General features: G+C 34.1%; 8 protein-coding genes. All 8 read right to left on the bottom strand.

Annotation, left to right across the window (positions count from 1 at the left end):
• Window positions 1–36: 36 nt before the first annotated feature.
• Window positions 37–477, bottom strand: coding sequence for a hypothetical protein (locus TX86_RS02875; RefSeq protein ID WP_042346060.1), 441 nt, complete (start codon window positions 475–477; stop codon window positions 37–39).
• A gap of 2,864 nt (window positions 478–3,341) precedes the next feature.
• Entirely contained in the window at window positions 3,342–4,307 is a 966-nt protein-coding gene (locus tag TX86_RS02870; protein ID WP_042350109.1) for a tyrosine-type recombinase/integrase, read from the bottom strand.
• A 189-nt stretch (window positions 4,308–4,496) separates the two neighbouring features.
• On the bottom strand, window positions 4,497–5,297 hold the full coding sequence (gene spo0A, locus TX86_RS02865; protein ID WP_042346058.1) for a sporulation transcription factor Spo0A: 801 nt from the start codon (window positions 5,295–5,297) through the stop codon (window positions 4,497–4,499).
• 255 nt (window positions 5,298–5,552) lie between these two features.
• Entirely contained in the window at window positions 5,553–6,836 is a 1,284-nt protein-coding gene (spoIVB, locus tag TX86_RS02860; protein ID WP_042350107.1) for a SpoIVB peptidase, read from the bottom strand.
• Window positions 6,837–7,146: 310 nt separating this feature from the next.
• Window positions 7,147–8,862 carry a DNA repair protein RecN gene (gene recN, locus TX86_RS02855; protein ID WP_042346054.1) on the bottom strand — a complete coding sequence of 572 codons (1,716 nt, stop codon included), beginning with the start codon at window positions 8,860–8,862 and terminating at the stop codon, window positions 7,147–7,149.
• Window positions 8,863–8,881: 19 nt separating this feature from the next.
• A complete protein-coding gene (ahrC, locus tag TX86_RS02850; RefSeq protein WP_042346052.1) occupies window positions 8,882–9,331 on the bottom strand; it encodes a transcriptional regulator AhrC/ArgR in 450 nt (149 codons plus the stop codon).
• Between the two features lie 366 nt (window positions 9,332–9,697).
• On the bottom strand, window positions 9,698–10,537 hold the full coding sequence (locus tag TX86_RS02845; RefSeq protein ID WP_042346050.1) for a TlyA family RNA methyltransferase: 840 nt from the start codon (window positions 10,535–10,537) through the stop codon (window positions 9,698–9,700).
• 3 nt (window positions 10,538–10,540) lie between these two features.
• Entirely contained in the window at window positions 10,541–12,433 is a 1,893-nt protein-coding gene (dxs, locus tag TX86_RS02840; protein WP_042346048.1) for a 1-deoxy-D-xylulose-5-phosphate synthase, read from the bottom strand.
• Window positions 12,434–12,440 lie beyond the last annotated feature (7 nt).

Raw genomic sequence — 12,440 nt, 5'->3', positions numbered from 1 at the left:
TGGTGTTGCTATATATACAGTCAATTAATGGGACGCTTATTTCATCCCAAAAATTGATTTAATCATGCCCATTGTGTTTCCTTTATCTTTTGCTACTTTATACTCTGATTCCTTGATATGGTCTTTAGGCACAAAACCTGTAGCCATTTCAATTTCTTTAATCAAAGCAGAAAATTCTTTAATCTGTGCTGATAGTTCTTCACTATTTGTAGCACTAAAGAAATTTGAAAACTTCTCTAAATTATTAGCTTTAAGTTCTAGTTGCTTCTCTTTAATCCACAGGTCACTCTCACGTTGCTGTATTGCCTTCTCTGCATCTGATAGCTCTACAGGTAACTTTGTCTTAACGTCTTTCAATTCGGTTACTAGAGTATCGTAATCGGCTTTGGATACAGTTTCTACTACCTCATCTTTAGCTTGTAAATCCTCTTGTTGTTGCAGGTCATCTTGCTGTTGTTGTTGCTGTAAATCATCCATACTTAACCCCTCCTTCATTCATTAATAATTTTAATATTAAGTTTTATCACACAACGACTAAAAGCCCTCTAACGGCTCGCTAGGTGGCTTAAAATGGATGTGGCATTATTTATTGTTTCTGTAATTCGCTTTGTCTGTCTAGTTGATTGATAAGCTTACACATATATATTTATTTAATTTCTATTCCAAAAATGGATTAAAAAATACTATTTATAAGGATAAATATGTGATTAACTCATTGAAATAATTAAAAAGAGTGGTACTAGGAATGGGTTCAATAAACCTAGTACCTTTAAGGATGACATTTAATAGGTTCCAAGCTACTCAATGTCTAAAACATGAAATGTTCTAAAAGTAAATGAACAGTGTTCCAAGCCATTCATATACACCCTTCAAAGGGATTTACAAATTATGAAACTAGATACAAGCCATTAAGGATTAATAAAACGCTATAAATTAAATCATAGCGAATCATTCCTTTCTTAAATGACTGTATTTAGTTGTGGGGTAACTAATCCCACATTAAGCATATAAACGCAAACGGTGTAATTCTATTTATAAGCTTAATGTGATGCTAGTTAGTTCTTTTATGCTCCTTTAAAGGGTAGCCATTTTTCACTAATCAGTGTAGTGTATTTATAAATAAACACTATAGTTTAATTCATTAGTGAACCGAAAAAACTCATGGGGGACATTTACTTTCTTCATATGCATAGAAGTATATGACCAGTTTTATATAGTTACACACTATTAATATTTTTTTTGCGTAGTGTAAATTCGTCACCAAAATGAACAATTTTGAACTCCCTTTCCTGTAGGGGACTTTCAATTTATCCATTATGTATAGATAATCACTAGCATTTCTATTGTAAGGTGGTGCAATTTAGAATTAGAGTACTCTTCCTTTTTAAGGACGATTATCTCCTACTTTTTAAAATGTTGATTTAAGTCAGTATAAAACTATATAAAATAGATATAAAATTTTATTGGTAAAATTAAATAAACGCTGTAAGCATTGGGAGAGTAAGGCTCAAGTCACTTTCTATTTCAAAATTTTTGAATTAACGCTTTCTAGTCGCCTTTAACCACGATTATCTCCAATTATTAATTCCATATAGTTGTACACTATTAAAAAGTAACGTAAATTGATCGTGTGGAAATGCAACTCAACGTGACACGTATAGTTAAAAACTAGAATAAATTAAGTTTCTATTTTCCTAATCAATGTTGTGTTGCTGAGAAGCTCTGTGAGCGAATTATAATTTGTTCCTTTAATGACTCTTCAAATTTAGGAAAACAATCACTCAGAAACACAATCATACTCTATACTTTTAGTCCAATATTGGATAAAAAAACTCAGCGTTAATTTTGCTTTGTTCATATGGAGAGAGATTGAAAGACTACTTAATATAGTTGTACGCTATAAATATTTTTTTGTTGTGGTGACTTTTTCACCTGTTTTTGAGCAATTTTGAATTCTTCTTCATATGGGGGGAATAAGGTCAACCTTATATTTAAGTTAGATACTATGATTACTAATTGTGCTTAGTGTAATTTGGTGACTTTTCAGTCCATTTTAGAGTGTTCTTTCATATATTCACACATTTAGAGTGATAAAAAACCTTATATATAAATAGTTTTAGGCACTTATTTAGCAATGTGGTGTCACCTTTTTGCTCATTTTTGAACTCTCTTTCCACTGTGTAACTTAAGCAACATACAAAAAACACTTATGTATTAATAGTTTCAGCATGTTTGTTTTCAAAAGTGGTGACTTTTTTAGTTGTTTTATGTTCTCTCTTTCATATACTCGAAGATTGAAAAGTACAAAACCCCTCATGTATGAATGGTTTAATGGATATATAAAATTTATTTTAGTGTAAATTCGACTCAATTTTGCTCATTTTTGAATTCTTCTTCATATGCATATAACTATATGACGTATTCCATGTAGTATTACACTGTATTTCTTGCTTTGTGTCCGTTAACTTTCTTACTACTTTTGAACAATTATATAATACATTTCGGCTGTGCATGGTGTGCATATCAGACCGAATTTGAAATGCGGTCTTATCTGATTATGTAAATCTAATTTGACTGTAGCCCTCCTCAGCAACATCTACAGTTTCTCTAATGTGAGGTTATGTTTAACATGAGGAATTTGCTTTTCATGATAGTTTATACTTTACTTTGAAGTTAACGTTCCCATACTATCGGTTGAGTTGTATGGACAACGGCTTGGGCATAGTTATTGCCTACATTCAAAAGTTAAAATAAAGTATTAGCTAATGAACATAGACAAGTAACTGTTATCCTATCGTGTATCGTGTTATGGTATCCGTATTCGTAACATCCTATTTGTTATGAGAATATTCTTCTCAATGATTCTACTGTCAAAGATAGCCCATACAGTTTCACGCAGCCCGTATTGTTTCGCTTTAGTTTGTCCAATACTTAATCCCATTACCCTTGTTATAGGGACTTAGGAAGGTACAACTGGTTACTTATAAATCACCTTGCGAGTATATCTACTCCTATCAATCCATACCGAACCTTTAATGGTCGTTCTCACCCTTCAGATACAGACATAAATAGGCAATTGTCTTTATGTATCCTATCACGAGTTTATATGCAATGGCTCGTTCACACCTGACCAGTTTTACAAGTTAATGGGCTACCTTGCCTTACAGTTACCTAAAAAAGACAATAGGAAACTAAGCCCCTTGATTTCCATTTTCAAAAATTCTATAATAGAGGGGATTGAATAAGGTTTTCTTTATTCAGTTGTTATCACATTTAAAGAAGTATCAGAGGTATTGTGGTCGGACACAGTACCTCATTTTTTTTATGCTCTTTTTGATTCATTAAAGCTTTAAATTTTGCAACGGTGAGTGCTTTTGATACTTCTCTCCAATTTCCTTATCAGTAAAATCTAAATATGCTTTTTGTGTAACTTCGACACTCGAATGTCCTAAAATACGAGACAATGATGCTAAATCTCCACCATTCAACAAATAATATTTAGCAAAGTTATTTCTTAATTGGTGAGGGTGTATAGATATACCAATCTTCTTACCAATATCTCTTAACGACTTTTCAAAATTTCTTACATCTAATTGTGTTCCACGAATGGTAGGAAATAGATAGTCACTATGCGAGTAACGGTCATGATATAGTAACCACCTTTTTAAATCGGTGGACATTTTAAAAGAGAAATAAACATACCGTTGTTGATTGTTTTTAGGATTCATAATTAATATAGCTTTGTTTTTAAAATCAATCTCTTTTGCAGTTAAAGCTAAACACTCCCCAATTCTCATTCCTGTATCAAGCAATAAACGTGTAACTACCCAATTTCTATAACCATGAAAAGTAGTGGTATCAAATTGTCTTATAATTTTAACTAATTCCTCATTATCTAATAATGGTTTCTGTTTTCTTTTTGGTTTGATATTGCGAATACTTTCAACTGGATTCACCTTTATTTCACGTTCTACGTTGTATAAATAGTTAAAGAATACTTTAATATTCCGTAAATAATTAGCTATTGTAGTATCACTTATCGGTTTCTTAAAATCTGTTCTATTGTCTGGATGGTTCACTTTCATAGAAGCATTATCAGAAACTACTGTGTATTTCCCACGTTCACGTAAATATTTAATATAATGTCTGATATGTGCCGATTTCACTTTACTAACTTCATTAATTTGGAATTGTTCCTCTAAATAAATGGAAAATAATCGTAATGTCTGCTCGTAGCTCCTCAGTGTTTTCTGTGACAAATTTTTACTAGAACAATACAACATAAAGTTATCCAACTGTAACTCCATATCGGTTAAATGCAAAAAAGATACCTCCTCTTTATCGGTAGATTGTACTTACCAATAAAAAAAACGTATCTTTAGCTAAATATTAACTATGTTTATCGGTTTGAAAAGTAGTTTGTTGGTTATCTTTCATTCGATGTAAAAAATAGCCAACACTTTACAAACTCTTTCATATCAACGACCCTAACCTTCTCAAGAAGCTTTATGTTCTAGCCTTAGCTTATCAGCGACCATCGCGATGAACTCACTATTTGTAGGCTTTGCTTTCGACATCGAAACCGTATATCCAAAAAGAGATGAAATCGAGTCAATATTTCCTCGGCTCCACGCTACCTCTATAGCGTGTCTTATAGCCCTTTCTACACGGCTAGCTGTTGTTTTATACTTTTTAGCAATATCAGGATAAAGCACCTTTGTAATTGATCCCAATAACTCAATATCGTTATAAACCATTGAAATCGCTTCTCTTAAATACAGATAACCTTTAATATGAGCAGGTACTCCTATTTCATGAATGATTGTTGTAATGCTCGCATCTAAATTCTTAGGTTTATTTTGATCATATGAACTGCGATAATTGCTATTCATTGGAGATTTCAAACTATTTGCGGAAGAAGATTTCCCACTCACTTGACGAATTTTTTCTCCAAGGTACTCCATATCAAACGGCTTAAGAATGAAATAACTTGCACCAAGCTCTACAGCCTTCTTCGTAACATCTTCTTGTCCAAATGCAGTTAACATAATAACATTCGGCAAACTTACTTGACTAATATCCCGCACTTTCTCTAGCACAGCTAGCCCGTCAATATGAGGCATGATAATATCAAGTAACAATACATCTGGGTTAGAATTTTGAAGCATATTCAAACATTCTTGCCCATTGTATGCTACACCGATGACTTCCATATCATCTTGATTAGAAATATAGTCATCCAAAAGACGAACCAGTTCTCTATTATCATCTACAATACATACTTTGACTTTTTTCACCTTCGATTTCCTCCTTATTTACAATAGCAGAACTATTAAATATCGTAATATGAAAATTTCGACAGTAGTACTTAAAATCCTTTTCTTTTTCTGAAATTATTGGAAAACACAGCGTTTTTATTATTTTTCTTTGTTTTACTTCAATATCCGACGAATTTCGCAAAAAACTTATAGCTCACGAAAAGTTTTCTATAATTTAACATTGTATCATACTTTTTCTTCTTCATAAGAAAAACAAGGCTGAAAACAGCCTTGTTAACTCGCTTTTAATCGTTCTTCTGATTTTTTATAAATGTTTATACCTGCTTCATGAAGCATCCATTCTATATGAACCCCATATCCGCTAGTTGGGTCATTTACAAATACATGAGTTACTGCACCAATTAATTTTCCATCTTGAATAATTGGACTACCACTCATCCCTTGTACAATACCACCTGTTTTCCTTAATAAATTAGGATCCGTAACTTTTAGTACCATCCCTTTTATGGCAGGAAATTTTTGTGGAATCGTACTGACAATCTCAATATCAAATTTCTCCACTTTCGTACCATTTACCACAGTTAAAATTTGAGCTGGTCCTTCTTTTACTTGATGAGACAATGTAATCGGTATAGCATCATCCATACTTCCGTTTGGCACTTGTTTCTTCAATGAACCGAAAATACCAAAGGGACTATTTCTTTTAATATTACCAATGATTTCGTTACTTGATGAGAATCGAGCTAACTTCTCACCCGGATCACCATTGCTTCCTTTCTCAATGGAAGTAACAGTGGAAGAAACCACTTGTCCATCTTTCACCACTATCGGTTTTCTTGTGTCTGCATCTGAAATAACGTGACCTAAAGCACCATATTTCTTACTTTTAGGATGATAGAAGGTCATTGTGCCGATTCCTGCAGCAGAATCTCGAATATATAAACCAAGCTTATAAATTTGTTCTGTCTTGTCTTTTAATGGGGTAAGCTTTGTTGTAATCGTTTTATTTTCACGACGTATTTGTATATCTAACGGCTTTTGCTCTTCTCCAGCTTGTTGAACATACTGCGAAACATCAGCCATTTTTTTAATACTATTACCGTTAATTTCTGTAATAATATCTCCTACTTTGACACCTGCTAATTCACCAGGTGAATTTTTTCCATTTTCTGTTTGAATTAAATGATGTCCAACTACGAGCACTCCTACTGTATTTAACTTAACTCCAATCGATTGACCACCAGGTACCACTTTAAAATCCTCGATAACCTCTACATCCACTTTCTTCACTGGAAAACCTGCTATATCCAACAATAGCTGATTAGTTCCCGAATGCTGCCCATCTATTGTAATCGAATCCATTGTTTCTTTCAGTGACACTGCCTCATTACTAGAAACGGAAGCAGTTACAGGAAATGATTTGGAAATCTCATATGATTGACCTTCGAAAAGGGTAATTTTCTTCGGAATAGTAAAAAATGAAACGACAGGCTTATAAAAGCCAAGACTAATTAACGAAACAAGGAGAATTGCGCCTATAAAATGTTTTACAGTCATTACCTTCAAATATTTCACTCTCCTCGCTTCTAATCCACTCTCTTTATGGCTACACTTTTAATGTTGCCTTCCAATCGCTCATTTATAACAATGGAAACAAATAAAAGCTACCCAATCTTGGGTAGCTTAATTGAAATACCGTCAACGGTCCTTTTAATTGATGAATGGTTCTTCAATGCGTTACTTCTAATTAAAAGGAGCCATGCGGCAGGCGTAAGACGGGCTGTTCTTGAAAACCCGTTTTTGGTTTTCAAAACAAACTGACTTACGACCGAGCATGGCAGTTGTAAGGTTGGACAGTGAAATACCGTCAACGATCTTGTTTAACGTTATAACCTTGTTCTAATAATTCTTCTGCATGTTTCTTCGTTACATCGGTAATTTCCACTCCAGAAATCATGCGTGCTATTTCTTTCACTTTTTCATCAAATTCCAATGGCTGAACGCTTGTTTTTGTACGACCATCTATTATTTCCTTTTGAATAAATAAATGTGTATCCGCCATTGCAGCAACTTGTGGTAAGTGAGAAATGCAGAGAACCTGAGAATCGACTGATACTTTGTAGATTTTTTCAGCAATTGATTGAGCTACTCGGCCACTAACACCAGTATCGACCTCATCAAAGATAATACTTGTAATGCCGCTATGCTTAGAGAAAATATTCTTCAAGGCGAGCATAATACGAGACAATTCCCCGCCCGAAGCTGTTCTAGCTAGAGGCTTTAAAGGTTCTCCAGGATTTGTACTAATATAGAATTCCACTTCATCCAATCCACTGCGATTTATTTCAGGGGAATTTAACTCATCAGATACTGAAGGTTTTTTGAGGAACATTACTTCAAACTTTGTCTTTTCCATGTATAATTCTTTCAGCTCTTGTAATATACTAGTGGTCAAAATCTGTGCATACTTTTCACGCACTTCTGATAGCTTTACCGCTTCTACTAGCAAATCAGCTTTTAATGAATGAAGTTCTTTTTCAAGCTTCACTAAATGCGTTTCTCTATTTTGGAGCGTTTCAATTTCTTTTTCTATTTCAGCATAGTATTCCAATATCTCTTCAACTGTTTTGCCGTATTTGCGTTTTAAGCCATTAATTTCATTTAATCGACTCTCAATCGTATTTAATCGTTCAGGATCATATTCTAACATCTCAAAAGCATTGCGAATAGAGAGCGATGTTTCTTCAAGTAAATAATAACTATTGGAAATAGTATCAGATATTCCTTTGATATCATCATCCAAATCGGCTAAATCATTTACATTATTCATGGCTACTGAAAGCCAATCCAAAGCCGTTTGGTCACCTCTTAATGCTTGATATGCCGTTTGTAGACCTTCATAGATTTTCTCGAAATTATTTATTTTCTTTTTCTCTTCAGTCAAGCTCTCATCTTCGTTTAAAACAAGATTTGCCTTTTGAATTTCGTTATACTGAAAAGTTAAAAAGTCTAATCGATGAACTGTTTCACGTTCATCTTGGTTTAAACTGTTAAATTGTTTTTGGACACTTATATAACGCTCATATATCCGTTCATATTGTTGATGAGCACGATTAATCTCTTCTCCACCAAACTGATCTAATAGTGGTAAATGAAAATGATAATCCATCAACTCTTGATGTTCATGTTGACCATGGACATCGATTAATGTTCCACCAATTTCCCGAAGTACACTAATTGTTACCATCTTGCCATTTATACGACAAATACTTTTGCCATTTTGCGAAATGTCTCTTCTTAAGATAACAGCACCTTCACAAACTTCAATACCAAATTCTAAAGCCTTTTCATAGATAGGATGGTCATCACTAGGAATCAAAAACATCCCTTCAAGCTCTGCTTTAGCTTCTCCGTGGCGGACAAATTCAGATGAACCTCTTCCACCGGCTATTAAAGTAATTGCGTCAATGATAATACTTTTCCCTGCACCTGTCTCTCCTGTAAGGACGGTTAAACCATTGGTAAAGGAAAGATTTAATTCTTCAATGATCGCGAAATTTTTGATTGAAAGCTCAACTAGCATTGTCGATCACCTTTTTCCCTTATAACATATCTAGAAAACGTTTTGTTAATTTTTCTGTTTCTTCTGGTGTTCTACAAATAATTAGAATTGTATCATCACCACAAATTGTTCCAAGAATTTCAACCCAATCTAAATTATCAATTAATGCTCCAATAGCGTGAGCATTACCAGGCAAAGTTTTCATAACTAATAAATGGCTGGTTGAATCAATACGTATAAATGCGTCCATTAATGATCTTTTTAATTTTTGAAGAGGATTAAAACGTTGGTCAGCTGGCAAACTATATTTATATTTTCCATCTATTAATGGTACTTTAACCAAATGTAATTCTTTTATATCTCTCGAAATTGTCGCTTGAGTCACATTAAACCCAGCGTTCTTTAATTCATCTACAAGATCATCTTGTGTTTCTATATCGTTATTCGCTATTATCTCTCTAATTTTAATATGACGTTGACCTTTATTCATAGTACACCCCATTCACGTTAGCAAACCCGTTATTTATTGTGATAAAATAAACCTTTTCACTATATTACAAATCATAGACCATTTTGCATTTGTTGTACATAATTACATGCTAAAAATGTATAAAAATAAACCTTTTATGTATATTAAAAAAACCAAAAATTATATAATATAGAATTTTAAACCAATTTCACAAAGCAAATAAGTATGAAGTTTCTTCCAAAAAAAATACAAACAGCCAGATTCCCTTTACGTAAGAGTTTCTGGCCGTTTATAGATATATTCAATCGGTATTCTCTATTTCAGTTCACTTTATCTTTTTATAAGAAAGATGACTAAGCAACATTTCAATTCATTCGTATGCAAAAATTATTCATCTGTTTTAGCTTTTTTAAGTTGACTATGTGCTTCTGTAACCACTTCTTCAGGAGAAATAACTAGACGATTATCACCTTGTTCCTTTTCCCCTTCCCACTGCAAGTGAATAAGAAACTCTATATTTCCATCGCCACCTGTAATAGGTGAATACGTTAAATTCATAACATTGTATCCTAGTTGTAATGAAAGGTCGATAATTTTATGAATAACTTGTTCATGAATTTTTCGCTCACGTACAATCCCTTTCTTTCCAACTTGTTCTTTACCTGCTTCAAATTGAGGCTTTATAAGAGCAGCAACATTACTATTCGGTACAAGTAAAGTTTTTAGTACAGGTAATATTAATGAAAGTGATATAAATGAAACATCAATACTTGCAAAGCTTGGCATTTCACCTACTAAATCAGCAGGTGTAACATAGCGAAAATTAGTTCGTTCCATCACAACTACTCGCTCATCTTGTCGAAGCTTCCACGCTAATTGATTATACCCTACATCTAGCGCATAGGACATCTTAACACCATTCTGCAGTCCACAATCAGTAAATCCACCAGTAGAAGATCCAATATCAAGCATAACTTGATCTTGTAAATCAAGATTAAACGCCGCAATTGCTTTTTCTAGTTTTAAACCGCCTCTAGAAACATACGGCATTACTTTACCTTTCACCGTTAGTTGAGTATCTGCTGGAATCTTTTCACCTGGTTTATCTAATCGTTCTTCATTGGCATAGACAAGTCCAGCCATGATTGCTCTTTTTGCTTTTTCTCTTGTTTCTGCTAAACCTTGTTCTACTAGTAGAACGTCAATTCGTTCTTTTTTTATTTTCATACTTCAAGCCCTTTTTTGTTTTTGCGGTGATATTTTTTTAATCTTGGCGATAACATTTTCTTTTGTTAAAGAAATTTCCTCTAACAATTTATCTACGCTACCATGCTCGATAAATTGATCAGGAATACCCATTCTATCTATCACAGCACCATGGTATTTATGGTCATGAGCGAACTCAAGAACAGCACTTCCGAATCCGCCTTCTAACATCGCTTCTTCTATTGTTAATATTGGCATATTTGTTTTTAATACATCATGTAACATACTTTCATCCATTGGCTTAATGAAACGAGCATTAATCACCTTAACAGACACACCTTGTTTCTCTAATGTAGCTGCTGCTTCCATAGCCATTGGTATCGTAGTACCGAAAGTAAGGATCGCTGCATCTTTTCCTTCTTTCAACACTTCCCAACTACCAATTGGAATAGTTTTCAGCTCTTCATCCAACTGAACGCCAAGGCCGTTTCCTCGTGGGAATCGCATGGCAATTGGCCCATCATCGTATTTAATCGCTGTATTAACCATATGCTGTCCTTCGTTTTCATCCTTCGGCATCATCAATACTAAGTTTGGTAAATTTCTTAAGAAAGAAATATCAAATACCCCTTGATGAGTTTCACCATCGGCACCCACTAAACCAGCGCGATCAATTCCGATAAAAACATTTAAGTTAGGTCGACAAATATCATGTACCACTTGGTCATAAGCGCGTTGTAAGAATGTCGAATAGATGGCTAGAAACGGCTTCATCTTCTGAGTAGCTAATCCTGCAGCAACTGTTGCAGCGTGTTGCTCTGCGATTCCAACATCAAACATACGATCAGGAAATTCAGAAGCAAATCCTTCAAGCTTTGAACCTACTGGCATAGCAGGAGTTATCGCTACAATTCGCTCATCTTCCCTAGCTAATCTACGTACAGTTTCACTTACAAGTGAACTCCATGCCGGCGCATTCGTTACAGCTTTTACAAATGCCCCTGTTTCAATTTTGTAAGGACCCGTACCATGCCAAGTTCCTACCTTATCAATTTCTGCAGGCTGATAACCTTTTCCTTTTTTCGTTAGTACATGTAATAAAACAGGTCCGGACGTTTTTTTAGCATAACGAATATTTTCAATCAAATCATCGTAATTATGACCATCAACAGGTCCTAAGTACGTAAACCCAAGTTCTTCAAAAAACATTCCTGAAACCAATAAATATTTTAAACTATCTTTTACTCGTTCAGCAGTAGAAGCAAGCTTACCACCAACTGCTGGAATCTTTTTCAATAACATTTCTAGTTCATCTTTAGCACGATTATATTTACCAGCCGTACGAAGTTGCCCTAAAACATTATGCAAGGCACCTACATTAGGAGCAATAGACATTTCATTATCATTTAATACAACAATAATATCTTTTTTCTCCGCACCAATATGGTTTAATGCCTCTAAAGCCATTCCACCAGTTAAAGCACCATCACCGATAACTGGAATAATATGACTTTTTTCTTTCTTCAGATCTCTTGCAATCGCCATTCCCATTGCACCTGATAACGATGTAGAACTATGGCCTGTTTCCCAAACATCATGTTCACTTTCCACCATTTTAGGGAAACCACATAATCCTTTATACTGTCTTAGCGTATCAAACTGATCTGCTCTGCCCGTTAATATTTTATGAACATATGATTGATGCCCTACATCCCATAGAATCTTATCTACTGGACTGTTAAATTCTTTATGAAGAGCGACAGTTAACTCAACAACTCCTAAATTTGGCCCAATATGCCCTCCAGTTACAGAAAGCTTTTGAACAAGAAAATCTCTAATATCTTGGCTAAGTGCCTCTAATTGTTTCTTATTCATACTTTTCAAAAATGAAGGGTCCTTTATTGTTAGAAGATCCAACAGGATC

The organism is Bacillus massiliigorillae (assembly GCF_000380245.2).
GTDB lineage: Bacteria > Bacillota > Bacilli > Bacillales > DSM-1321 > Bacillus_AD > Bacillus_AD massiliigorillae.
This window is presented reverse-complemented; position numbering and strand designations above follow the sequence as displayed.

Bases quoted from the DNA above. Each gene is read 5' to 3' on its own strand.
- TX86_RS02845 (WP_042346050.1), bottom strand. From the start codon at position 10,537: ATGAAAATAAAAAAAGAACGAATTGACGTTCTACTAGTAGAACAAGGT.
- ahrC (WP_042346052.1), bottom strand. From the start codon at position 9,331: ATGAATAAAGGTCAACGTCATATTAAAATTAGAGAGATAATAGCGAAT.
- TX86_RS02875 (WP_042346060.1), bottom strand. From the start codon at position 477: ATGGATGATTTACAGCAACAACAACAGCAAGATGACCTGCAACAACAA.
- spoIVB (WP_042350107.1), bottom strand. From the start codon at position 6,836: ATGACTGTAAAACATTTTATAGGCGCAATTCTCCTTGTTTCGTTAATT.
- recN (WP_042346054.1), bottom strand. From the start codon at position 8,862: ATGCTAGTTGAGCTTTCAATCAAAAATTTCGCGATCATTGAAGAATTA.
- TX86_RS02870 (WP_042350109.1), bottom strand. From the start codon at position 4,307: ATGGAGTTACAGTTGGATAACTTTATGTTGTATTGTTCTAGTAAAAAT.